The organism is Brevibacillus choshinensis (assembly GCF_001420695.1).
GTDB classification, from domain to species: domain Bacteria; phylum Bacillota; class Bacilli; order Brevibacillales; family Brevibacillaceae; genus Brevibacillus; species Brevibacillus choshinensis.
Map to the genome: position 1 here is coordinate 858,189 of NZ_LJJB01000010.1, position 24,367 is coordinate 882,555.

At 49.8% G+C, this 24,367-nt stretch carries 25 protein-coding genes; 5 read left to right on the forward strand and 20 right to left on the reverse strand.

Going from position 1 to position 24,367, the window contains the following annotated elements; all coding sequences use genetic code 11:
• Position 1: 1 nt before the first annotated feature.
• Genes AN963_RS14370 through AN963_RS14380 form a run of 3 tightly spaced genes read right to left on the reverse strand, consistent with a single transcriptional unit; the run spans position 2 to position 2,725 of the window.
• Complete coding sequence (locus AN963_RS14370; RefSeq protein WP_055745242.1) at positions 2-448, reverse strand: CoxG family protein; 447 nt, start codon at positions 446-448, stop codon at positions 2-4.
• 18 nt (positions 449-466) lie between these two features.
• Positions 467-1,321: an FAD-dependent oxidoreductase gene (locus AN963_RS14375; RefSeq protein ID WP_236707989.1), complete on the reverse strand. Its 855-nt coding sequence runs from the start codon at positions 1,319-1,321 to the stop codon at positions 467-469.
• Positions 1,322-2,725 carry an NAD(P)/FAD-dependent oxidoreductase gene (locus AN963_RS14380; protein ID WP_055745243.1) on the reverse strand — a complete coding sequence of 468 codons (1,404 nt, stop codon included), beginning with the start codon at positions 2,723-2,725 and terminating at the stop codon, positions 1,322-1,324.
• 261 nt (positions 2,726-2,986) lie between these two features.
• Here AN963_RS14380 and AN963_RS14385 point away from each other — a divergent pair, with 261 nt between their 5' ends.
• Together AN963_RS14385 and AN963_RS14390 are read left to right on the forward strand one after the other, a co-directional pair.
• Positions 2,987-3,451 (forward strand): CoxG family protein, encoded by a 465-nt coding sequence (locus tag AN963_RS14385; RefSeq protein ID WP_055745244.1) that lies wholly within the window; start codon positions 2,987-2,989, stop codon positions 3,449-3,451.
• Between the two features lie 139 nt (positions 3,452-3,590).
• Positions 3,591-4,349 (forward strand): exodeoxyribonuclease III, encoded by a 759-nt coding sequence (locus tag AN963_RS14390; protein ID WP_055745245.1) that lies wholly within the window; start codon positions 3,591-3,593, stop codon positions 4,347-4,349.
• Between the two features lie 71 nt (positions 4,350-4,420).
• Here the strand turns inward: AN963_RS14390 and pckA are convergent, their stop codons facing one another.
• The 6 genes from pckA to AN963_RS14420 all read right to left on the reverse strand — a co-directional run bounded on the left by pckA (position 4,421) and on the right by AN963_RS14420 (position 10,262).
• Positions 4,421-5,998, reverse strand: coding sequence for a phosphoenolpyruvate carboxykinase (ATP) (gene pckA / locus AN963_RS14395; protein ID WP_055745246.1), 1,578 nt, complete (start codon positions 5,996-5,998; stop codon positions 4,421-4,423).
• Between the two features lie 366 nt (positions 5,999-6,364).
• The gene (locus AN963_RS14400) at positions 6,365-7,570 is read right to left on the reverse strand and encodes an aminotransferase-like domain-containing protein (protein ID WP_055745247.1); all 1,206 of its coding nucleotides are present in this window, start codon (positions 7,568-7,570) and stop codon (positions 6,365-6,367) included.
• Between the two features lie 108 nt (positions 7,571-7,678).
• On the reverse strand, positions 7,679-8,824 hold the full coding sequence (locus AN963_RS14405; protein WP_055745248.1) for a M20 peptidase aminoacylase family protein: 1,146 nt from the start codon (positions 8,822-8,824) through the stop codon (positions 7,679-7,681).
• 56 nt (positions 8,825-8,880) lie between these two features.
• Positions 8,881-9,222: a hypothetical protein gene (locus AN963_RS14410; protein WP_055745249.1), complete on the reverse strand. Its 342-nt coding sequence runs from the start codon at positions 9,220-9,222 to the stop codon at positions 8,881-8,883.
• Positions 9,223-9,407: 185 nt separating this feature from the next.
• Complete coding sequence (locus tag AN963_RS14415; RefSeq protein ID WP_055745250.1) at positions 9,408-9,800, reverse strand: VOC family protein; 393 nt, start codon at positions 9,798-9,800, stop codon at positions 9,408-9,410.
• A gap of 27 nt (positions 9,801-9,827) precedes the next feature.
• Positions 9,828-10,262, reverse strand: a complete 435-nt coding sequence (locus tag AN963_RS14420; protein WP_055745251.1) for a hypothetical protein — start codon at positions 10,260-10,262, stop codon at positions 9,828-9,830.
• A 287-nt stretch (positions 10,263-10,549) separates the two neighbouring features.
• Between AN963_RS14420 and AN963_RS14425 the strand changes: the two genes are divergently transcribed.
• Positions 10,550-12,607, forward strand: a complete 2,058-nt coding sequence (locus tag AN963_RS14425; RefSeq protein WP_055745252.1) for a methyl-accepting chemotaxis protein — start codon at positions 10,550-10,552, stop codon at positions 12,605-12,607.
• 53 nt (positions 12,608-12,660) lie between these two features.
• On the opposite strand, the gene gcvH is transcribed toward AN963_RS14425, so the two are convergent.
• The 8 genes from gcvH to AN963_RS14460 form a co-directional block, all read right to left on the reverse strand.
• Entirely contained in the window at positions 12,661-13,041 is a 381-nt protein-coding gene (gcvH, locus tag AN963_RS14430) for a glycine cleavage system protein GcvH (protein WP_055745253.1), read from the reverse strand.
• 58 nt (positions 13,042-13,099) lie between these two features.
• A complete protein-coding gene (locus AN963_RS14435) occupies positions 13,100-13,552 on the reverse strand; it encodes a redoxin domain-containing protein (RefSeq protein ID WP_055746317.1) in 453 nt (150 codons plus the stop codon).
• Positions 13,553-14,397: 845 nt separating this feature from the next.
• Positions 14,398-14,946, reverse strand: a complete 549-nt coding sequence (locus AN963_RS14440; protein WP_055745254.1) for a peroxiredoxin — start codon at positions 14,944-14,946, stop codon at positions 14,398-14,400.
• A 172-nt stretch (positions 14,947-15,118) separates the two neighbouring features.
• Positions 15,119-16,309 (reverse strand): aminotransferase class I/II-fold pyridoxal phosphate-dependent enzyme, encoded by a 1,191-nt coding sequence (locus AN963_RS14445; RefSeq protein WP_055745255.1) that lies wholly within the window; start codon positions 16,307-16,309, stop codon positions 15,119-15,121.
• Positions 16,310-16,311: 2 nt separating this feature from the next.
• Positions 16,312-16,674: an arsenate reductase family protein gene (locus AN963_RS14450; RefSeq protein WP_055745256.1), complete on the reverse strand. Its 363-nt coding sequence runs from the start codon at positions 16,672-16,674 to the stop codon at positions 16,312-16,314.
• Between the two features lie 101 nt (positions 16,675-16,775).
• On the reverse strand, positions 16,776-17,660 hold the full coding sequence (locus AN963_RS14455) for a GNAT family N-acetyltransferase (protein WP_055745257.1): 885 nt from the start codon (positions 17,658-17,660) through the stop codon (positions 16,776-16,778).
• 235 nt (positions 17,661-17,895) lie between these two features.
• On the reverse strand, positions 17,896-18,057 hold the full coding sequence (locus AN963_RS31510) for a hypothetical protein (RefSeq protein WP_169791925.1): 162 nt from the start codon (positions 18,055-18,057) through the stop codon (positions 17,896-17,898).
• Positions 18,058-18,110: 53 nt separating this feature from the next.
• Positions 18,111-18,923 carry a DUF2797 domain-containing protein gene (locus AN963_RS14460; protein WP_055745258.1) on the reverse strand — a complete coding sequence of 271 codons (813 nt, stop codon included), beginning with the start codon at positions 18,921-18,923 and terminating at the stop codon, positions 18,111-18,113.
• A gap of 140 nt (positions 18,924-19,063) precedes the next feature.
• On the opposite strand from AN963_RS14460, the gene AN963_RS14465 reads away from it, so the two are divergent.
• On the forward strand, positions 19,064-19,765 hold the full coding sequence (locus tag AN963_RS14465; RefSeq protein ID WP_055745259.1) for a polysaccharide deacetylase family protein: 702 nt from the start codon (positions 19,064-19,066) through the stop codon (positions 19,763-19,765).
• 60 nt (positions 19,766-19,825) lie between these two features.
• On the opposite strand, the gene AN963_RS14470 is transcribed toward AN963_RS14465, so the two are convergent.
• From AN963_RS14470 to AN963_RS14480, 3 genes are all read right to left on the reverse strand, one after another.
• Entirely contained in the window at positions 19,826-20,284 is a 459-nt protein-coding gene (locus tag AN963_RS14470) for a cupin domain-containing protein (protein ID WP_055745260.1), read from the reverse strand.
• Entirely contained in the window at positions 20,281-21,012 is a 732-nt protein-coding gene (locus tag AN963_RS14475) for an amino acid ABC transporter ATP-binding protein (RefSeq protein ID WP_055745261.1), read from the reverse strand. The genes AN963_RS14470 and AN963_RS14475 overlap by 4 nt, the downstream gene beginning before the upstream one ends.
• A 168-nt stretch (positions 21,013-21,180) precedes the next feature.
• Positions 21,181-23,100, reverse strand: a complete 1,920-nt coding sequence (locus AN963_RS14480; protein ID WP_055745262.1) for a heavy metal translocating P-type ATPase — start codon at positions 23,098-23,100, stop codon at positions 21,181-21,183.
• 298 nt (positions 23,101-23,398) lie between these two features.
• On the opposite strand from AN963_RS14480, the gene sppA reads away from it, so the two are divergent.
• Positions 23,399-24,364, forward strand: coding sequence for a signal peptide peptidase SppA (sppA, locus tag AN963_RS14490; protein WP_055745264.1), 966 nt, complete (start codon positions 23,399-23,401; stop codon positions 24,362-24,364).
• Positions 24,365-24,367 lie beyond the last annotated feature (3 nt).

Here is a 24,367-nt window from a genome sequence, read left to right on the forward strand (position 1 = left end):
ATTAGGCTACAAATAGTCCCTGGACGCTCTGGGCGAACTCTGCGGCAGACTTCTTGACGGTTCCCTTCATCAAAATCTCACCGAGAGAGGCAAGACGCCCCGTCATTTGCAGATCCATTTCATACTTGACCTGCGTCAACAGAGGTTCCAGTTCTACCAATTGTAACTTCAAACGATTGCGAAATAAACCAGCCAGAGCCAATGGCTGACCGATCATCTCGACATTCAGCTCCTCCCCCTCCACGGCTTCCTTCAATTCTCCCGTCGCCTTGAATTGGATGGTCATAAATTGAATCTTTACTTCCATGACAGCGTCGTATTTCGTCGGGCTTACCGTCTGGATTTCTTTGCAGCCAGGCACACAGGTGGCGAGCCTTTCCGCATCCATGAAGACCGACCAGACATCCTGTTTATTTGCGGCAATCGTAAACGAATCACTCAGTTGCATACGTTTTCTCCTTTCCTCTTATTTCACGCTCTTGAGAAGTTCAGGCACCATGTTGCGCGCCAACCCGATCGAAACCAGATGCTCATCATCGCCGAGGCTGGTGCAACTGCCAGTGGCAAAAACCCGCTCCACGTTCGTTCGTCCTTTTTCATCGATGAGTATGGCATGAGTTTCATCCCGTTTGACTGGTGTTCCCTTCAGAAAAAAGCTACTCGGGATACGCCCCCGACTGTAGATCAGCGTATCGCAAGGCTGGCTCAGCCTGTCTTGATTTGCCCAGTGCTGCAGACGGACTTCCTCGAGTCTAGCTCTCCCCGCTACTTCGACGACTTCCCATTCATCCGAGTCGAACATATACAGCTCAACGTCCTGGTCAGCCAGTAGCTCGGCAATCCCTTTTGTCATACGCCCCGTATCCAGCAGGGTAATCTTCTCACCCGGTAGGAAGCCTCGTTTGAGTAGTTGGGCCACCATCGATGGAGTCATCACTCCGGCAGGGCGCGTGCCCGCGATTCGATGGGCTTCCCTCGGCTTCTCCAAAGCTCCAGAAGCAATGACCACTATTTTTGCTTCCACTGTTTTGGTACCCTTCACAGTCTGCACGTAGATTTGATGTGCCTCTCCCCCATCCCCTGGAAAAAACCCAATGACGGTAGCTTGTGTCCATATATCGTAGGGAAGGGTATGGCTCTTTTGCACGATTTCTCTTTCCAGCGAAAACGAAGCCATCTGATGAAAAGGAGAAGCAAAGCCTCCACGGTCTTGTTGATAGTCCACGACGAGGACATTCTGCACGCCTTTTTCAAAAAGAGCAGCCGCCGTCGTTAACCCGGATATGCCTGCTCCGATGATTACGATGTCATACCTCATCATCTACTTTGCTCCTCTCATCGCTACGTGCGAATGACGCAATCCTTTTAACGGCTGCTCTGGACCCATAGCTGACTGTTCCGCCAGGATGTCCATTATTTTCGGAATGCAGCAGTTCCCCTGGCATTCTCCCAAGGTAGCTCCTGTTCGTCGTTTCAGCCCATCGACCGTCGTACAACGTATGGGTCGAGACAACGCCCCAAGCAGTTCTCCTCTCGAAATCGAGCGACAGAGACAAATAATCTCTCCCGTTTCGCTTCCATCAGCCTCGCCGAACAATTCTGGGAGCTCGAGGGTGGGATCTGACTTCGGATCGAGCATCAGGCCTGCCTGCTCCAGCTTTTCCACGACGAGCTCTGCGATGCCAGGTGATGCTGACACTCCCGTGGAGCGGATCCCTGCCGCATGCACCATACGTTGATTTTGCGAGGAAGGTCGAATGACAAAGTCGCCTTCACTACAGACTGCTCTCAAGCCGGCAAACTGGCGAATCGTAGACATATTCCGAGTCTGTGGGACGAGCTTGGAACAGCCCTCCGATACAAAAGTGAGCCCTTCTGATGTAGTTGAACGATCCCATTTGTCTTCCTGATCTTCTGCAGTCGGACCGAGGAGGAATCCGCCAAACACGACTGGCGAGATCAACACTCCTTTGGAGATTTTGGTCGGCACCGGCAGGATGATCTGCGTGATGTCCACCTGCTCCTCCGTCAAGAGAAACTGCCCTTTACGAGGCGTCAACGTAAAGCTGTCATCACCGATCATTCTCGCAATCTCGTCGGCCCATAGCCCCGCTGCGTTTACTACGTAACGCGTCAAGATTTCCCGACCATCATCCAGGACGAGCCGCAAATGATCAACTTCCTGCTCGATTCGCTCCACCCCTGCACCAAGTAGGACCTCTGCGCCATTCAATACAGCCAGCTCCGCATTTGCCCGTGTCGCCCAGAATGGATCGCAAATGGCTTCATCCGAAATAACCAGCCCACCCAGCGCTTGATCGGAGACAGCTGGATTCATCTCCCGCAATTCCTCAGCTTCCATCCAGTGGACTTCTACCCCATTTGCCTGTGCATTTGGTACATAGGTAGAAAAGATGATTTCCTTTTCTTCCTCACTTGTCGCGACCATGACCGCACCACAGGAGATGTACGGAATCTTTAATTGGCTGACCAGATCTGGCCACAACTCACGCGAAAGTCTCAAGCATTCCGCTTCCACCGTCTGTGGCTTGGCATCAAAGCCGGTGTGGATAATACCGCTATTGGCCTTGCTCGCTCCTTCGCATACATCTGGCTGTTTTTCCACCAGCGCGACGGTCAAGTCATAAAACGAGAGCTTTCGCAAAATGGCTGTCCCCACAATCCCTCCGCCAACCACGACAACATCCATCACTTTTCTTTGCATTATTCGCACCAACTTTGCAATTATCATTAAAACCTTTGCTTTTTGCTAATTTAAATTATATTCAGAAAAATATACTTGTCAATATTTTGCAAACGTTTGCTTTACAAAAGAAAAAAACCCAAAACGGCCATATTGCCATTTCAGGTTTAGAAATTACTACCCTCCTATCATAATCCACATCAACTTCCCGAAATATATAGCGACTCGCGACCATACATATATCAGGATAGATAAACAACAATGGGAAAGGAATGAGTAACCATGCCTCAAGGGATACACACCATCGAATTGAATCTCCCCATCCAATCGGTCTGGGAGTTCGTGAGTGTCATGGAGAACTGGATTCCGCTGGTACCCGGCTACATCAGCCATGAGATCATCAATGATCGTCAATCGACCTGGACTTTTACAACCGACATCGGCATCTTGAAGAAAAAAATCCATCTTCAGGTAGATATCACAAAATGGGTAGAGCCCACCTTGGTGAAGTTTAACCTGACGGGCATCAACGAGAATTTCTCCGGAGAAGGCTACTTCAAAGCACAGGAATTAGGCAAACAGCACACGAAGATGACGGGCTTCATCGAAATCACAGCAAAGGGAGTCAAAGCCCCAGTGATCAACCCCGTTCTGAAAAACTACGTTCCTGAGATGACCACTGATTTGGTGGAAGCTATCGCCAACCGCATGAATGAGATAGCCTCTTCCACCTCCACACGCAAATGAAGCTCCCTCTGCAGCAGGATCCGATTGAGGTCTGGCTGCAGGGGGATTTTCTATGATCAAACAGTAATACCCTTTCAAGATGTGTTAGGATGGAGGGAAACGGCATCTGCCAAATTGCTGCAAGGAGATCTGGCCGACAATGAAAATGGTATCGTGGAATGTAAACGGAATAAGAGCTTGCGTGAATAAAGGATTTAACGAATACTTCGCCAAAACAGATGCTGATATTTTCTGCATCCAGGAAACCAAGCTGCAGGAGGGACAATTTACGGCGGAATGTGGCGCGGAGTACGAGCAATATTGGAATTATGCAGTGAAGAAGGGCTATTCGGGTACCGCCGTATTTACGAAAATCAAGCCCCTGTCCGTCCGCTACGGCTTGGAAGAAAATCACGAGCCCGAAGGAAGGATCATCACCCTGGAGTTTGATTCCTTTTACCTCGTCAATGTCTATACGCCAAACGCAAAGCGCGACCTTTCCCGACTCGATTATCGACTGGAGTGGGAAGATCGGTTTCGCCGTTACCTCTTAGATTTGGACGAGCTAAAGCCAGTGATCGTGTGCGGTGATCTCAATGTCGCTCATCAGGAGATTGACCTCAAAAATGCAAAATCCAACCGCAACAACTCCGGCTTCACTCCGGAAGAGCGGGGCAAAATGACCCAGCTACTCGAGTCTGGCTTCCTCGACACTTTCCGTTATTTCTACCCAGACCAGACCGATGCTTATACATGGTGGTCTTATATGGCAAATGTACGCGAGCGTAATATCGGATGGCGTATCGATTATTTCCTCGCCTCAAAAAGACTTGCCCCCTCCCTGCTGGATGCTCACATAGATGCAGACATAACGGGGAGCGACCACTGCCCAATTATCCTAACAATGGCGGATCAATAATCCTACGAACATAAGAAAGAACGGTTAGACGTCATTGTCCAACCGTTTTTTCTGTCATAAAGCCTATATCTTTACGCTTTTGGACCTGCTTGTGCGATATCCGCAGCGTTCGGGAATTTCTTTTGGAAGTTTTCGATGAAACGGGAAGCCAGATCAGCAGCCTGTTTATCGTAGTCTTCTTTGTTTGCCCATGTGTTGCGTGGTTGCAGAACCTCAGCAGGTACGTTCGGGCAAGTCGTTGGCACTTGTACGCCAAAGGTTGCGTCTGCCACGTAGTCTACTGTCTCCAGCTCGCCGTTCAATGCTGCGGTAACCATTGCACGCGTGTAGGACAGCTTCATACGGCTACCTACGCCCACTGGTCCACCAGTCCAACCAGTGTTCACCAGATATACTTGTACGTCGCGCTCATCGATCTTCTTGCCGAGCATTTCCGCATATACCACTGGGTGCAGCGGCAGGAACGGGGATCCGAAGCAAGTGGAGAACTCGGTTTGCGGAGCAGTTACGCCACGCTCTGTTCCTGCCATTTTGCTTGTGTAACCGGACAGGAAGTGGTACATCGCTTGTTCTTTTGTCAGCTTGGAGATCGGAGGCAATACCCCGAAAGAGTCTGCTGTCAGGAACACGATCACGTTTGGTTGAGCACCTACGCCAGGAATTACAGCGCCGTTAATCATTTCAACCGGGTATGCTGCACGGGTGTTTTCCGTGTATTTTGCACTATCGTAGTTTGCTTTGTGTGTTTCGCTGTCGATATCTACATTTTCCAGAACGGTACCGAATTGAATCGCGTTCCAGATTTGCGGCTCGCCCTCTGCAGAGAGGTTGATGCATTTTGCGTAGCATCCGCCTTCGATGTTGAACACGCCGTTGTCAGACCAGCCGTGCTCGTCGTCACCGATCAGGAAGCGGTTCGGGTCAGCAGAAAGCGTCGTTTTCCCTGTACCGGACAGACCGAAGAACAGAGCGACGTCACCATCTTTGCCCACGTTTGCAGAGCAGTGCATGGACAACACGTTGCGCTCAGGCAGCATGAAGTTCATGACGCTGAAGATCGATTTCTTCATTTCACCTGCGTATTCTGTACCACCGATCAAAACGGTTTTGTGCTCAAAGCTCAGCACGATGAACGTTTCGGAATTGGTTCCGTGTACAGCCGGGTTTGCTTTGAAGTTTGGTGCATACACTACTGTGAACTCTGCTTCGTGGTTCGCCAGTTCTTCTTCAGAAGGACGGATGAACAGTTGACGAGCAAACAGATTGTGCCAAGCGTATTCGTTCACTACACGGATCGGCAAGCGGTAAGTTGTGTCCGCACCGGCAAAACCGTCAAACACAAACAGTTCTTTTCCCTGCAGGTATTCGAGTACATCTTGTTGCAAACGCAGAAAATTCTCAGAGGAGATTGGTTGGTTAACCGGACCCCAGTTGATTTTATCGTGTACGGAAGCTTCGTCCACCACAAATTTGTCCTTTGGCGAACGGCCAGTAAACTTGCCTGTTAGCGCATTGAGCGCCCCCTTGTCGGTCAAAATCCCTTCGCCACGCTTAACCGCCATTTCCACGAGCTTCGCAACAGGCAAGTTGTTATAAACCTTTGCAGCCCCTAGAATGTCAGTAAGCTTATGAACTGTGTTGGTCTCCATGTGTGAACGATCTCCTTCCCAAATGTATATCCATTATTGTGATAGTGTGATATTGTGATTTTCTAACGTGTAGAAATTTATAAGCGTGTGCGCTTATCGCTCATCCCGAGTTAGCCTCGAATTGTCGTTCAATTTGTAATTAGTATATCACATTTAATCAAATAAGCTACATAATTTTATAATCTCTTATGGAGAATGTGTGAATAACCGTCCCCGCTAGGTTTCCCCTTCCTTCCGTTTCTTTTCCATGGTACGACTGTGGCTTGGCAGTGAATTACTGGATACACGGAAGAAGCCCAGTACCATGTAGGCACCGGGCACTTACTATCTGCAATTCCATCACTCCCTCACGCTCTCATCCCCCAACTATTGAGGACATCGACACCTGATCGAGGCTTCGTGTAATGCCGCCACACCCTTTATGATCGAGGCTTCATCGCAATAGGTGTAACATAACCGCGCATAACGTGTTCCATCTATTCCGGTAAGATAAAAGTTTTGTCCATCCAAAAAGCTTACCCCACACTCAAGCGCATGTGTCAGCATATCAGTGGTATTCACCCCCTCGGGAAAACGAACCCAGAGAAAGAAGCCCCCGTCCGGAACTTGAAAGGTGATCCCATCCCCAAAGACCCGTCGGAGCTCTGCGATCATGACATCTCTGCGCACACGGTACATCTCATTCAGGCGCTTGATATGAGCGGAAAAGTCCATCTTTTGCAGCATCTGACCGACGACCTCCTGGACGAATACGCTGGTCAGTCCGTCTGGCTTGAACAATTTCATTCTTTCGATGACTTCGCTATCTGCAATGGCCCAGCCCAATCGAATACCAGGAGCCAGAATCTTGGAGAATGTACTGATGTAGACGACCCGCTCAGGTGCAAACGAATAAATCGAAGGTATGTAGTCACCGGAGAAGTTGAGTTCGACGTAGGCATCGTCCTCGAGAATATAAAAATCGTAGTGAAGAGCCAGTTCAGCCAACTTCTTGCGCCGTTCTACAGAGAGTGTGATACCCGAGGGATTCTGGTAGTGCGGCATGACGTAAAGGAGCTTGGGCAATTTCTCACCAAGTCTTTTCGCATCCTGCAAGGCTGCCTCGAGCTCCTCTACACAGAGTCCCTCATCGTCAATCGGAAACGAACGAATATTCAGTCCATTTGTAATGAACGAACGAATCGTCCCGAAAAACGAAGGAGACTCTACCCAGACATCATCTCCTTCATCTGTCAAAACCCGCGTGGCCATATCAATCGCTTGCATCGAACCTGTCGTCACGAGGATTTGATGAAGTCCAGCCTCCATGCCACGAAGGGGGGTGCGCTCAATGATCCATGAGACAACCTGCTTTTGACCAGGCCCCCCTGTGTATTGCAGAGCTCTTGTCCCCTCTAGCAGCAAGGCAGAATGAGCCGCTTCCTGAAAGGCTTCTACCGGAAACGCCTGCGGTGCGGGAAATCCGTATGCGAAAGGCATGATCTCGGGTTGTGTCGTGGCGTAAGCAGCCCCCATGAGAGGCAAATCAGGATTTCGTTTGGAAAAGGCAAACATCTGCGTCACTCTGTTCATAAACGTACACCACCTTTTCACGATCTAGTTAACTAACGCAAAACATACCACAAAAGAAGCCTAGTACCCCTCAGGTACAGGCTTCCTTCTTTTCATGGTTTGGCTCGATCACTTGAGCTGTTCAAACGTCCTGACGACGACGTTCGCTAAAATTTCGACGCCCTTGACCAACGCCTTCTGATCAAATTGCATGTGCGGATGATGCAAGCCTGGCGTAAGATCGCAACCCAGTGCTAGCATCGTAGCTTTGATCTGCGGACGCTCTACCGTGTAGTAATGGAAATCCTCCGCACCAGGGCTCACGGGGGCTGCCCTCAGATTCTCTTCACCCAGCACATCGATGATCGCCTGCTCCATCAAAAGCTTTGCCTCGTCACTCACCTCGGCTGCCACCATTCGGGAGCCTGCCTGCACGTCGATCGTTGCCTGAAAGGTGACGGCTACCCCATCAATCACCTGGCGTACACGAGCAATCAGGTCATCCATCGCTTGATTCGTTTGTGCGCGCAAGTCAAGTGCGAAACGCGCTTTATCCGGAATAATATTGTAGCTCTCCCCGCCTGCCTGGAGCATGGTCATTTTGACCGTAGCAGGAACAGTAGGGTCTGTATGTACTTGTCCGATTCCCGTGATGATGGCACTCGCTGCCTCGATCGCATTGATGCCCAGATGAGGTCGTGCACCATGCGCGGACACCCCAGTAATTTCGCCGTACAAAAACATCGCCGCTCCGTTGTAAATAGCAGGACCCGCCAAGCCGCCCTTCATTTCCTGAATGGGACGAAGATGCACCCCATACAAATAGTCGATGTCGTCTACGACGCCTTTTTCCACGAGCTTCAGTGCGCCCGTCCCTTTTTCCTCTGCCGGCTGAAACAAGATTTTTACCGTTCCAGGAGGTTGATAGCCCGAAGCGATCAATGACTCCACCGCTTCGACAATCAACGTCATATGTGCATCGTGTCCGCACGAATGGTTCGCTCTCCATTCTCCGTCCACTTCCTGCCAGAGGGCGTCGATATCCGTACGCAGTCCCACCACTGGCTTTCCTTCTCCCCATTCTGCCACCAAGCCAGTACAATCTTCAAAGGTCGTGACACGCAGGCCGAGAGCGCGCATCCGCTCCACCAAATAGCGTGTCGTCTGCACTTCCTTCCAGCTAATTTCCGGATTCGCATGCAAATGACCGAATGTTTCGGCAATAGATGATTCACGTTCGGTCACGGTTTGCTTCAAAGAAAAAGTCGTGGACATAGACCGTTCCTCCTCGAATGTTTCGTTTTTTTCTATTATACCATAACGTCTTCCTCTCACTTGCTTGTGAGTCGCAAGATCGCATCGAGTTTTAGCTGATCACGCAGTGCTCCTGCTATCCGGACATGTTGCTTGGCACTCGTATACAAAAGCTCATCACCCTCCAGGAGCATGCGCAATTCCCGTTCATGCCCCTGCAAGACCACATCCGCTGACTGTTCGTCGGTCCACTCTCCGCAAAATGCGCGTCCCTGCGAGAACGTCAATTGCCAGCGCAGTTGAGAATCAACCTCCACGATCCCGATCCGTCGCTCCCATCCTGTCGTCAACAGTCGCACATGTGCTTTTCTTTGCAGCCGTTCTGCTACTTCCGCTAGCAATCCACCGATCCCGACCATACTCGCCACCCCTCTCCCTTGTTGGGTTCGCGGATCGTTTGGTCGAATCCTTTGACGAGGAATGGGAAGCACTGTCGTGTTCTGTCAGGAAGGGCTTCTTTTTCTCGACACGTAGATGCCGAGCCCGAGAAAAGAAAAACTCCCACTCAAGAGAGTGGAAGTCTTTTTTAGATGCCATGTATGTTCTATTCGTCAAATTCGTCCTTATCCAAACGTACTTCTAAATGGTGCCCATCCGGTGTCTCAAAATAGAGATTAAAGCTTGCCGGTCGAGCAATCGGACCTCTGTAACAAATATTTTCTGCTTCGAGCTTATCCACCAGATAGTCCAATTCAGCGCGGCTTGTTACGGAAAATGCAATGTGGTCGACTTGACCCACTCCACCTTTGCCATTGTCCCCACTAAATGGATGGAGTCCGATCCGTGTGTATGTGCCGATTTGAAAGTAGACAGGCGCTCCTTCCACTATATTCTCTTCTGGGATGGGAACTTCCAATATCTCTTTAAAAAAATGAGCTACCTTCACAACATCGCTACAATTCAATGCGATGTGATGAACGCCTTTCAAATGAAACATTCACACTGCCTCCCACGTCAACTCTGGTCAAGCGCTTTTCTGCGACATTTGCTTTCTCTTATTGTACTGTTTCAGCCGCTCACTTAACCGTTTTAAACGAATCATCAAGGCATCTCGCCATTCATCGTCCTTTAATTCTTTGGCGACACCGAGAAGATCCAGTGAAACATCAATCTGCTGCTTTAGCACATCGGCGAAGCTAGCTGCTTCATCCGTCATGGTACAATTCTCGAACAACTCGGATGTATTGTCAACACTCACAAAATCGGCAAAGTCCACTTCCGGTGCCTGATCTCCTTGAGCATATTCTACTAGAATTTCATACTCTCCCTCAATAGCGGGATGGACTTCAATTCTGTCACATACAGGACAAAACATGATGGGGACGTTATGCACCAGCGTTTTATAATGACGGACAGACCCTACTGATCCTACCATTCCGGCACCGCAACAATAACTCATATAGTCTCCCTCCTTCTTCGCCAAACGATACACAGTCTGGCCGACACTCTGTCTGTAACAGCAATTGTAGCGCACTCTACACGGAACTCTCTACCCGCAAAACATACCAATAGGTTGATGGTAAAAGTAATGGTCCCCTTATTGTACTTGATTCCCCATACGTTGACCATTGTTTTCTGATTAGTTTGAAATTTTTCCCTCTTTTGCCTAAACCTTATATTCATGTTTGAGTGAATCTGGACTGGGGAAATATATTGGCATCTAAATCAGAAAAGGAGCCACCTTTCATGTTCCGGTTTACAAGCATCCGCTCGAGAACGCTCAGCACCATGCTCCCCGTCATCTCGGTCACACTGTTGGTCGTCATGGCACTGTCCTACTGGTTATCCGTAACCCTCTTGAACGATGAAATCACCAGCAAAATGAACTACCAGTTGGACATGATCAGCGGCACCGTTGAAAAACGTTTGGAAGCACATAGTAAAGTGGCAGAAAGCACAGCGCGTGTCATGGAAAGCTTACCACCCGCTTCGAACACGGAGCAACTGAAATCTTTGCTCAACAAACTCGTCCCTGTTAATGAAAGTTCTCTGGGAATGGGTATCTTCTTTGCGCCGTACCTCTTGGATCCGAATAAACAGTATGTTTCGTCCTACGGTACACTGCAGGATGACGGAACGGTCACAATGACAGAGGAATATAGTGACCCATCGTATAACTACCCGAATCAGCCATGGTACCGCCTAGGAGAAAGCACCAAGCAGGTCACCGACTTCTCCTTGCCGTACTACGACGATCTATCGAAAACGTCCATGTTGACAGTGGTAGCTCCCTTCTTTACTCCCGACAAAAAAATGTTAGGGATGATTACGGATGATATCGAATTAAGCGATATTCAAAAGTTCATTTCTGAAACCAAAGTCGGTGAAACGGGATGGTCATTTTTACTCGATCAAACAGGCCAATATCTCGCCCATCCCAATGCAGAAAAGCTGATGAAGCAAAAAATCACTTCGGATGACAACCCTTCTCTGGTGGGAATCAGCTCGTCCGTGATGGCTGAAGCAGAAGGGGTCTCCACCTTTACCGATCCAAATGGAAACAATCGTATCTTTTATCAAAAGATTCCCCAAACCAATTGGACAATCGCTCTCGTCATGCCGGAAAATGAGCTTTACACGCCGTTGCGTTTGCTCTTTTTCAAGCTGTTGGCCGTCAGTATCGCAGGTCTCGCTGTTCTGATTGTTGTCATTCATTTATTCAGTAAAGGTCTCGCCAAGCAGATCGACAAAGCCAATCAACTGTCCCTCTCTCTGTCCCAAGGTGACTTTACGGCCTCCATGGAGATTCAGACAGCCGATGAGATCGGACGAATGGGCGAACGCTTCAATACGATGACCGCCACGTTGCGCGAAACGCTGGAGCGCGTCAGCTACAGCTCTCAGCAAGTAGCTGCCACCTCCGAACAGCTGATGGCAAGCGCGGAGCAAACGAGCCATGCCACGGAGCAGATCGCACAGAGCGTTCAGGAAATCGCCTATGGCACCGAACAGCAGGTAGATGCGACAAATAAAGGCGGCGATGTCGTGACAGTGATCGCCAAGCTGATCGCGCAAATGGAAAAAGGAATTGAAGTCGTCAGCTCCTCCACCTCTGAAGCCAATCAACAAGCAGCGGCTGGGAACCAAATGGCGATCCAGACAGTAGCACAGATGAGTGCCATTCACTCGCAATTGGGACAAACGTCTGCGATGGTAAACACACTGGGGCAGCGATCCCAAGAGATTGGCGAAATGATTTCCTTGATCACCACCATTGCAGCCCAAACGAACCTGCTGGCTCTGAATGCCGCGATCGAGGCGGCTCGTGCCGGAGAGCAAGGAAGAGGCTTTGCTGTTGTAGCTGATGAAGTGAGGAAGCTGGCCGAGCAATCCAGTTCTGCTGCTGAGCAAGTGAGTCGGATCGTCGCCGACATCCAGCGAGATACCGAAGCAGCAATTGCCGGGATGAATCACAGCGAAACGATCTTGGGCGAAGGCATGAGCCTTGTACAATCGACGGGAACAGCTTTTGACCAGATTACCGGTTCTACCCGACAACTATTTACCCGCACCGATGAATTAAGCAGTGAAATGAAGCAAATTAGTGAGCAGATGGAGAGTATCATCACCGCTATCGATCACATTTCTGTCATTTCCGAACGTTCAGCCTCCAACTCTCAAAACGTAGCTGCTGCAGCCGAAGAACAAAACGCGTCTATGCAGGAAATTTCCGCTGCTGCGACCATGCTCGCCAAAATGGCGGAGGAAATGAACGACGCGATCCGTGTATTCAAGCTATCGTAAGGATACAAAAAAGCCGAGCGTTGTTATCCATCGCTCGGCTTTTTGCTGCTTGCTTATTCTTTTACCATTGCTTCGTATTTGTCAGCGTCCATCAGCTTTTCCAGTTCAGCTGCATCAGACAGCTCCACAGCGATCATCCATGCTTTTTCATAAGGCGAGGAGTTGACTAATTCTGGAGCATCTTCCAGCTCACCATTTACTTCTACTACTTTTCCGGTTACTGGAGCGTACAGCTCGGAAACCGTTTTTACGGATTCCACACTGCCAAATGGCTCATCTTGTTGGATTGTCGCGCCTACTTCTGGCAACTCGACGAACACGATGTCACCCAGCTCGGACTGAGCAAAAGCAGAAATTCCGATATAAGCCTTGTTTCCTTCTACACGTACCCACTCATGCTCTTCGCTGTAACGTAGATCTTTCGGGAATTCCATCGTTTACGTATCCTCCTATCAGGTACTGTCCATACCTCATACATATTTGACGAACATTCTAGGATTCCTCTTCGATCCCCAAAATTCTAAACAGACGTTTTTTTACCAGGTTCAAACCTTTCTCTCCCGCCTGGAAATGACGCAGCTGCAGATTCTCGTCAAACAAGTAAAAGGCTGGTACATACTCGTTCTGAAATGCATCGACGGTTTTCATCTCGTTATCGATGGCGATAGGATGAGTCAGGTTGTGTTCGACAATCGTTTGCTTGATGGTTTCCATGTCCATGTCCTGTTCGGAACGAGGCATGTGAATACCGATCACTTTCAATCCGTTTGCTGCATATTTGTCCCGCCATTCATTCACACTCGGCATGGACTCCTTACACATGTAGCAGCTGACGGACCAAAAATGGACCAATACCGGGCTACCAGCCAGATCTGCTTTTGTCACCTGACCATTTACCCATTCGGTAATCCCTGGGAAATCAGGCAATTCTTCGCGCAAACGCATACTCGAACACCCCTTTTCTTTTTCAAAAAACGTGGGAATTACATTCACTTCCTTTTTACACTCGGTCAGACTGTAGTGGAGGAGAGGAAAAAGGGGAAAACGCTCCAGCTTCATAGGAACACCTGCTGGGGGTCATCCCTGTCCGGCTCCATGCAAAAAACGAAACCGCGTCCAAAGTAGCCGTCTCGGGGTGCTTTTCAGAGGTGGACGCTTACAACCGTGTTTCGTTTTTTCCATTGCGCCTCGTCTGGTGTTCCTAAGATCTTCCGCTTATTTCCCCTTTTTCCTCGGCTAGCTTTGGCTCTCCCACGTGGCTTATTCTGAGACTTTCCAAGAAGTTTGGTTGAGACAAACCCTTCCTGGGATAATACCTACGAAGAACGACGGCTTGGTTCCCCTTATCAATTGCTCCCTTGACACGTCGAACCGACATAATTGACGCTCGTCTACACTTGATTCACTCATGTCCTTCGAAGCGTTACGATTGGAAAATTAAGCTTTTGCTCCCTCAAACATCATAATACCAGGTACCTAGAAACCATTTCAGCTCGCAGGAGAAGCAGGTTTCCAGGCGGAGCGACTCCGGAACCCATCTCAGCGGAACAACGAATTCACGGGATCCAGAAGCGGTACCTCTGTAATCCCTGCGGAGCGGCTACTAATTTACCGCTTCCCCGTCAATCGTTGTGGAGTGGACAGTGTTACCTTCTTCGTAGGGTGTAGGCCGGAGCGCAGATCGGAAACCTGCTTCTCCCAACCACCACAGCACACAAAAAAACTAATTAAATTCTGTTAAAAAAGGGCCTAACAAAAGTTAGACCCTCTTATTCCCTAGTGAAGCGAAATTATTTCGCAGTCAGTTGAGCTTGACCTGGGCGCCAGTTAGCTGGGCACAGACCACCGGATTGCAATGCTTGCAGTACGCGCAGAGTTTCGTCAGTGGAGCGTCCGATGTTCAGGTCGTTCACTACTTGATATTTCAAAACGCCTTCTGGATCGATGATGAACAGACCGCGGTAAGCTTGTCCGCCTTCTTCATCCAGTACGCCGTAATCGCGAGCAGTTGTTTTGTTGAAGTCAGCAGCCAGTGGGTAGTTCAGGCCACCCAGACCGTTTTGGTCGCGAGGAGTATTGATCCAAGCGCGGTGGGAGTGAACGGAGTCAGTGGATACACCCAGAATTTCTGCATCCAGATCAGTAAACTCTTCGATTGCATCGCTCAGAGCGATGATTTCAGTTGGGCAAACAAAAGTAAAGTCGAGTGGATAGAAGAACATTACCAACCATTTTCCACGGTAGTCGGACAGGGAAACCTTGCCGAAATCTTTACCATTGCCCAGTGCTGTTTCCAGTGTAAAGTCTGGAGCTTTGTTTCCTACTAGACGTTGAGCCATTATGTAAAACCTCCTTAGGAATGTGTTCTTGCCTGCCTGTCCAATGATAACAAACATCCTACTTTATAGTCAATACAATATAGGAATGATTTCAACCTGTTATTCTTTTTCAATTACACCCATTCATCCGTCCAATCACAACAGATAATAGATTATCCAGTTCTGCATAGTGCTATACGCGTTCCGTTTTGCGTGTAAGGATACCTGATTCGTAAATAGATTGTGCGGCTTGCCTGAGAACATCAGGAGTCTGTACGAGCGCGATGCGAACATAGCCCTCGCCTTCCTCTCCGAATGCACTGCCTGGAATGACGACTACACCCGCTTCATCTAGCAGGGCAAACGCGAATTCACGAGAGGTCCAGCCATCCGGTATCGGCGCCCAGACAAACATGGTCGCTTTTGGTGGTTCAATCTTCCAGCCAGCTTCAGCCAGAGCAGACAGTAGCACGTCCCGCCGCTCCTGATAAACAGGGCCTACCGCATTCGCTCCTCCGGACAGGCGATCCGCCCTCAATGCTTCGACCGCCATTTGCTGCACGGGCAAAAAGACTCCGTAATCCACATTGGATTTCACAACGGCAAGCGGCTTGATAATCTCGCTATTTCCTACGACATAGGCAATTCGGCAGCCCGCCATATTAAAGCTTTTCGAAAAGGAATTAAACTCGATTCCGACATCCTTTGCTCCTGGCGCCTGCAAGAAGCTCGGTGGCTGATAGCCGTCAAAAGCCATTTCCGAGTAAGCCAGATCGTGAACGACAATAATATCATGCCGTTTGGCAAACGCGACGACCTCTTCAAAAAAGGACAGCGTCGCTACTGCGGAGACGGGGTTGTTTGGATAGTTTAAGATCATAAATTTGGCTCGGTTCGCCACATCCTCAGGAATGGCTGTCAGGTCAGGGAGGAACCCATTTTCTTGACGAAGAGGCATCGCATAGGGAACAGCTCCTGCGAGATGGACACTACCGGCATAAATGGGGTAGCCAGGATCGGGCACCAGCACCAGATCTCCAGGATCTGTCCATGCCAAGGCAAAGTGAGCGAGGCCATCCTGCGAGCCCATTAAAGAATGGATCTCTGTGTCCGGAGTGAGCTCCACCTCGAAACGGAATTGGTACCATCGAGCGACCTCCTCGCGAAACGCTGCCGTTCCTTCACTTAAGGCATAACCAAACGCTCCCGGTTGCTGGATAGCTGCCACGAGCGTCTCCAACAGTCGCGCATCAGGCTGGTGGTCCGGGCTTCCGATACTCAAGTCGTAGACCACCCTCTTTTTAGCCACCTCGCGTTTGCGCGATGCCATCTCCGAAAATATAGCCGCGGACAGATGCTCCAGTCGTTTGGATGGCTGGCGCATGTTTATTTACCTCCCCAAGCTTTTTCTAGCTCATCTGCCTTGAAGCCCAAGGTCACTGTCTCGTTATTGATAATCAATGGTCGCTTGATCAGCTTGCCGTTGGACGCCAACAGATCGAGCATTTCCTCTTCAGACATGCTAGGTAGCTTGTCCTTAAGCCCCAGCTCTCGATACTGCACGCCGCTGACATTAAAAAACTTGCGCAGGTCAAGACCGCTTGCTTTCCAAATGCTGCGCAGCTCGTCCTTGGAAGGAGGCGCGTCAACAATCGGAATTTCCTCGAATCCTACCCCTTCGTCCTGGAGCCATTTTTTCGCTTTGCGGCACGTATCGCATTTGTTGTACAAATAAGCTTTGATCGCCATGTGGGTTCACCTCGGTTAATTGGTCTGCTGCTGGTATGTTTGTCTTAAGGCTAGGATACCATTGCGCGCGATGACTGTGCATCCTATCCATAACCCTGATTTTAAAAGGCCGCTGTCATCGGCATGCGTAGATGGCTCTGCTCCTGACTCAGCTGTCCTCGTACCATGAGTTTTCCCCCACCGTCATACAAGATGGGAGTAAAAACTCGATCTGCAAACTGATCAGGACAAAAATGCGAGGTAACTCGGGAAAACGGCTCAGGTATTTCTGTGCACAATTCGGTCCAGGACGGCAACTGTTTCCCGATGATATCGTACAGGTGCAAGGTCTGCTCTTTCACGGCAAATACGATGATCGCCTGTAATCGCTCGGAATAATGGACGTAGCTTTGGAAGTCAGGACTGTACATATGGAGGAAAAAGGACGATTCGTAGCCGACTGGGGCAAACGTCTGAGAAATAGGCTGGTGGTCAACAAAGCACTCTCTCACCAACCGAACATCCTGCTCCTGCTGAAAATCGATCTGGCGAAGCTGCGCTTCTGGGTCACCGTCGTGCGAATACTCCGCTACAAATGCATACTGCGGCACCACCTGAAACCCAAACGGTGTGTACAGCTCTGGTGAATCCGTAAACAGCCAAGACGTTTGGAAGCTCTGATCCACGTCCACGAGCATCTGTTCACAGAGCTGACGCATGAGGCCTCGCTTCCGATAATCCGGGTGGGTCATGACAGACTGGATCCCAGCCGCTTTTACTCCCTGACCACCTAGCTGCAGCTCGAGCGTAAAACAGGAGGCGTTTGCTACGGCCCTCGTACCGTCAAAGAACGTATAGGGGCAATAGGTAGGATCCCAAAAACCTCTGGCATAAAAGTCCTTCAGTACTTCAACCGGAATGTCAAACACGCGTTCAAACAGCGGATACAACGTCTCTCGACTGTCCATCTCCGAAGCATAGTGGCTTGCAAAAGTTAATCCTTTCATAAGTCCTCCTGTCCAAATTCAGCTATTTACTCTGGTAAGAGCGCGAATATGGCTTTAAATAGATAGATCATACCCACAATTCCGACAAAATCAAAGAGATGATATTTCAATGATTTGATCGGAGCACTCGGCCCTGTTCCTTCTATAAATAAAAGAAGGTAAAAAAATGACAGCCATCACGAAATCAATGGCTGCCGTTTCTTCGCTGATCGTGTAGAAGTCTATCTGCCTTCCATTACTGCTTTTCCTGTTCCACTGCTTCTGCTCCGGGATTCACTTGCCAGGTCTGCGCCAATGGTGAAAAAGGCACACCCAGTTGCGAACATTCCTGCGCTTCAGCTGCCTCAGCAAGCGTCCCTGTCAAAGGCTCCGTATATTCGATATGCTCGTCCCTCACTGCACATCTCTCCTCCCTGACGTTTTGTTTCAGTGTGAGGAGTTTGCGTTTCTTTATGCAGAAGATGAGGTTGTAATCTCTACCTGGTAACCAGCGTGTTTTCGCGTCTGGAATACTCCGTTGTCAAAGATTAAATACTGCGCCTTGACCCCGATCAAGCGACCCCCGAGCTTTTCCTCTTTGTCCAGCGACTTGGAGTTGATTTTGTCCAAGGACTCCAGAATCGGATACGTGATATCTACCCATTCGTCGTCCCGATATTGGAATGGCTTGAACTCATCCGGGAAATGGCCGTATACTTCGTCGCGCATCGCGAGCAAATCGATTTCCTTTACATCGCCCTTGAGCATTTTGCGCCAGTTGGTCTTGTCAGGCAAAAATTGGCTAAGATGAAACTCCAGTTCACCAGCCATGCGTCGCGTCGGCACCTCAGCGATCGGGATGGCCCTGATCGCGCCTTGGTCTACCCAACGTTTCAACTGATTGTGCTTGCGCGTCAATCCTACCTTCATATCACTGGAAACGGCCAGATAGACAAAATGGGGAATCATGCAATACTTTTCGCCAAAGCTCTCATCTCGGCACGTTCCCAAGTCAAAATGACACTCGTGCGGCTTGACGATGCAGAGGTCATTTTCCGGCAGTTTGGTGAAACAGGGATAGCAGTACCCGCTGTTAAAGGTCTTGTTCGTTTTTCGACCACAAGCGATGCAGTTCTTTTCCCCTAAAAAAGTAATCGTCAATTCGCTTCCCAGCCATTCGTTCAATGGCATGCGATCCTCGCCGATTTGTAAGTAATAGTCAACGGGCTTGTCCTTCCCGTGATATTCGTGGGTGAGTCCATGTAAAATACCGCGGAGTTCCACTGAATTCTCTCCTCTCCTATGTACGGTCTATTTATTCTAACATATCCCTATCCTAAGCTGACCGCTGTTTTCTTTTGGCAGCATGTTTTCCCTAAAGGGGGTGAACCTATAGCCATACGAAAACGAAGGGGGCAATCGTCATGCGCCGTGGCGCGTTATACGTCTGTCTCATAGCCTGCCTTCTCAGCTGGGACATCCTGCCTGCTTGGGCGAGCTCTCCTACCCCGTTATACGAACCGATCCACCGGATAGACACGCAGAAAAAAGTCGTTGCGCTTACGTTTGATGACGGCCCAGATGCAAAGTACACACCGAAAATTCTGGAAGTGCTGCATCGAAACAAAGTACTCGCCACCTTTTTTGTGCTCGGCTCCCAGGTGGACAAGCACCCTCGCGTCATGCAATGGATTTACAAGGCAGGACATGAGATTGGCAATCACGGCTATCACCACTATGACATGAACAAGCTGACCGAGCATGAGGTCTACGATGACATCAAGCAAGGTGAGCGCTCGATCCTGAAAACCACCGGGATACTCGCACAGTATTACCGTCCACCAGGAGGAGTCATGACGCATGATGTCATGAATGCCGTGCAATCCAGCGGCTATGACATCATCCATTGGTCGGTTGACCCCAGAGACTGGTCACTCGCACGTACGGCTTCTGTCATCGCCAAAAGCGTGAAAAGCAACGTTTCCTCAGGAGATATCATCCTCTTCCATGACGGTGGTCTGAATCAACGGCAGACCGTCGCTGCCCTGCAGGAGCTCATCACGGATTTGCGTTCTCAAGGCTACCGATTTGTCACCGTCAGTCAGCTACTGGACGCAGCCAAGTGAGGCTAAAAAGCACCAGCACGCGTCGCTTGCCGCGAAGCGTCTGGTGCTTTTTTTAAGCGCTTATCGATTCGGCTCTGAATCCCAGTCCTCGAGAGAATCCGTTCCTTTGAAGGCTTTTTTCCCTCGAATGTAATAGACATCTTCATCTGGATAGTACGCGACATCCCCTTCGACCTTCATACCCACATCCAAAATCTCCAGAACGTCTGTCCCTGTATTGATGAACTGATGTGCGATATTCTTTCCCGCTGGCTTAGCGACGAAGCTGCCTTTTGTAACGTGATATTCCTCGCCGTTCAGTCTGAGTGTGCCTGTCCCAGCTAAAATGAAGAAGAACTCCTCTTGCAGCGAGTGGCTATGATACTTGACGCTTTTTGCGCCTGGCTGAACTTTGTCGATATTGGCGTAGAGCTTTTCACTACCAGCGGCTGCCCCCAAAAAAAGAGTAGTCATTTTGCCCCAATCATCAGCTTCCACAAATTCAGTTGGAATCGATGAAAGCGTGAGCGGTTTTGTCATTTTACCAGCACCCTTCCCAGGAATGAACGAAGTCGTTCGTTTTGTGTATTTTCAAATAGCTCCTGTGGCTTTCCTTCTTCCATAATGATGCCTTGATCCATAAAGATGACGCGATCGCCCACTTCACGCGCAAAGCCCATCTCGTGAGTAACGACAATCATCGTCATGCCTTCCTTGGCGAGATCCTTCATAACAGCCAGCACTTCTCCCACCAGTTCAGGATCGAGCGCAGAGGTTGGCTCGTCGAACAACATGACTTTTGGATTCATCGCCAGCGCCCGAGCGATCGCCACCCGTTGCATTTGCCCACCAGACAGACGATCCGGATAGACATCCGCCTTGTCCTGGAGGCCTACTTTCTTCAACAGCTCCAGGCCTTGCTTGCGCGCTTGCTCCTGGGAAATTTTTCGTACTTTCACTGGAGCCAGCATGACGTTTTCCAACACCGTTTTGTGCGGAAACAGGTTGAATCGTTGAAAGACCATGCCTACGTCTTCCCGAACTTTGTTGATATCGACCTTGGGATCCGACAAGTCGTGCCCATTGATGACAATTCTCCCACTCGTCGATTCTTCCAGTTGGTTGAGACAGCGCAAGAATGTGCTTTTTCCCGATCCAGATGGCCCAATGACACAGACCACTTCCCGCTCGGCCACCTGTGTCGTAATGCCTTTCAGGACCTGTAATTGCCCGTAGTTTTTTTTCAAATCGGATACTTGAATAATCATGTTCGGCACCCCCTATATCCGTCTATACGGTTTCGTCTGTGCTTATAGTTTACATGAATAGTGGAAAAATTGCATGAATTTTGAACGTGTGTTCGTGTAGAGAAGAAAAAGGCCGGAACAATGAACCTCATTGCCCAGCCTCTCTTCTTTCGGGTTTTTTCGTTTCAATCAGCCTTTGGATGTTCCGAGATCGCAGAATCCTTTCGTGCAAGTACAGGAACCGCAGGAAGAAATCGTCGGAGGTGTCATCCGTTTCGCTTTATCCTTGCGAGACAAATAGTGAATCAGTCGTGCAGAATTGAGTACGACCAGCACAGATGTCGCATTGTGCACAAAGGCCCCGCCGACCGGACCAAGTATTCCTGCCATCGCTAGGATGATTGCCCCAGCATTAATCGCGCTGGATATAATCAGGTTTTGCCGAATCACGTGCAAGGCCTTGCGTCCGAGCTTCACAGCATCTGCCACTTTGGAAATGTCGTCGGTCATGATGACGATGTCAGCCGCTTCAGCAGCAATCTGCGTACCGCCCGCCCCCATAGCAATCCCCACATGTGCGGAGGTAAGTGCCGGAGCATCGTTAATGCCATCCCCAACCATCCCGACGACCAGACCGCGATCCCGATACTCTTCGACTCGCTGGTATTTGGCTTCCGGAAACTGTTCTGCAAAGACCGTGGTCACACCAGCCTGACGAGCGATTTGACCAGCAGCTCCTTTGTTGTCTCCTGTCAGCATGGCGATTTCACCTACGCCATACAGACGCAGACGCCCAACCGTATCACGCGATTCCATCCGCACACGGTCTGCCAGTGACACCATGCCGATCAGCCGACCTTCGCTTGCAACAAAGACTGCGGTCTGCCCTGCTTTTTCCTGCTCTTCCTGGAGAGGACGCAGCTCGTCTGTGGAGATTCCCATGTCAGCGAAAAAGCGACGATTCCCTACAAGTACTTCACGTCCTTCTACCCGTCCAGAAACGCCATTACCCGGATGGACCAGGAACGATTCTACCACAGGCAGTTCAAGACGTTGCTGCTCACCCGCTGTGACGATGGCCTGTGCCAGCGGATGCTCCGAGTGACGCTCAAGTGCAGCTGCCAGACGCAGTACATCTTCCTGCTTCTGATTGTGTAATCGTGCGACACCGGTCACTTGCAGCTTGCCTTCCGTGAGTGTTCCTGTCTTATCAAACAACAAGGCATTGACTAAACCGATTTGTTCCAGTGCTACACCGCTTTTAATCAAAATACCGTGCTTGGCTGCGCTACCGATCCCTGCCATGATGGCGGTCGGTGTAGCGAGCACCAGTGCACACGGACAAAAGACAATGAGAATGGTGACGGCACGCACCAGATCGCCGGTAAACAGGTACATCAGAACTGCGAGGGTGAGACTGCTCGGTACAATCCACGCCGCCCATTTATCCAGCAGACGCTGGACAGGTGCCTTGCGCTCCATCGCTTCTGCCACCAGACGAGTCACCTTGGCAAATGTCGTTTCTTCACCTACTCGCTGGGCTACCACTTCGATCGAACCATTTGTATTGATCGTTCCCATGAAGACTTCGTCACCTGAGCGTTTTTCCACAGGCAGTGACTCACCTGTCAGAGCCGCCTGATTCACTGCAGCCTGCCCATTCTCTACCTTTCCATCTACAGGAACCTTCTCTCCTGGCTTCACTAAAATCAAGTCTCCACGTACGACTTCTGCTAGGGCGACCTCCACCCATTCCTCCTGGCGTTTGACTCGAGCTGTCTGTGGAGCCATTTGCACCATTTCCTCCAAGGCTGATGCTGCCCGCGCAACCGTCCGATTTTCCAACCACATGCCGAGCATCATGATCAGCGCTACTTCACCGGCAGCAAAAATTTCACCGATAGAGACTGCAGCCACGATCGCAATGGTCACCAGAACATCACTATTGATCGTCTTTTCTAGGAACAGCTCCTTGAGTGCCGTCCATGCGATCGGTACTCCGCATAAGAATACGGCGATCCAAGAAGGATCTAGCCCTCCAATCTCTCCGTATAGCCAGCTGACCAGTAATCCTGCACCCGATACGATCATTGCTGCTTTTTGCATCATGCTTTCCATCTCCCTTTTTTCTATAGATATTGGTTACTATCAAGCATTCTTAGTTGAGAAAGAGAATCAGACTTATTTCCCCCGTAAAAACAGTGGAAGCTGCTGCCCGAAGGCAACAGCATCCTAATTGATAATGATTATTCCTATCTTTACCTAGGCGAATTTTTTTGCGCAAAGGAAATAATTTTATAATCATTCTAATTTGATATTCACTTTTCGTCAATCCCTTTTTTTCCATCGCCGGTCCCATGCGTAACTCTGCCTCTCCCTGCTCATGCTATAGAATGAGGTGGTTTTCATGCATCGAAAAAAATGGATCGCACTACTTATCGTTTTGGTAGTTTTTTTCGCGGGACTCTTCGTTGAACTCATTACCGGAACTTATGACGAGCTCGCAGATAATCCAGGCTTCTCCTGGGATGAGAATGTCGTATCTGGCTCCGGCTCAGGCAAGATCGTCCAGCTCTTTGTCACGGGCGTCATCTCCGGCGAGCAAAATACCACAGGCGTACCATCCATGAGTCAGCTTCTCGCGGAGCAGCTACGGCGCGTGGAAGAGGATACGACTGTCAAAGCTTTGGTTCTGCGAATTGACAGCCCAGGTGGGGAAGTCGTTGCCACAGACGAGCTACATACCCGACTCTCACGCCTCAAGCAAGTGCGCCATATCCCCATCGTAATAAGCATGGGATCGACCGCCGCTTCGGGTGGATATTATTTGGCTACTACCGGCGACGCTATTTTCGCCAATCCCAACACTTTGACCGGCAGTCTCGGTGTCATCTTCAATCTATTCAACTACAGCGACGCAGCGAATAAATTGGGGGTCCATCAGTTTGCCATCAAGAGCGGCCGATTTAAAGATATTGGCAGTCCTTCACGCCCACTGACAGATCCAGAGCGTAAAATCTTTCAGACGCTCGTCAATGAGAGCTACAACAAGTTTGTCGATGTGATTGTCAAAGGCCGCAACCTCTCTCGTCAACGAGTGCTTGAGATCGCAGATGGACGAGTCTACTCCGGTGAGCAAGCCAAACGTCTTGGTCTCATCGATCAATTCGGTGATCTGGACGATGCGACCCGTTATGCCCTCTCCCTCTCCGGGGTATCAGAAGCTTTGGTCGTCCGCTATACCGATCAGATCTCGCTCAGTAAATTGTTGTTCAGCATGAAGCAGCACTGGTCGAATCCCGATCCACTGGGACTCTCACGTGTTTTGGAGCGGCAGAGCTCCCCAAAATTGCTGTATCAGTTCATGCCATAAAAA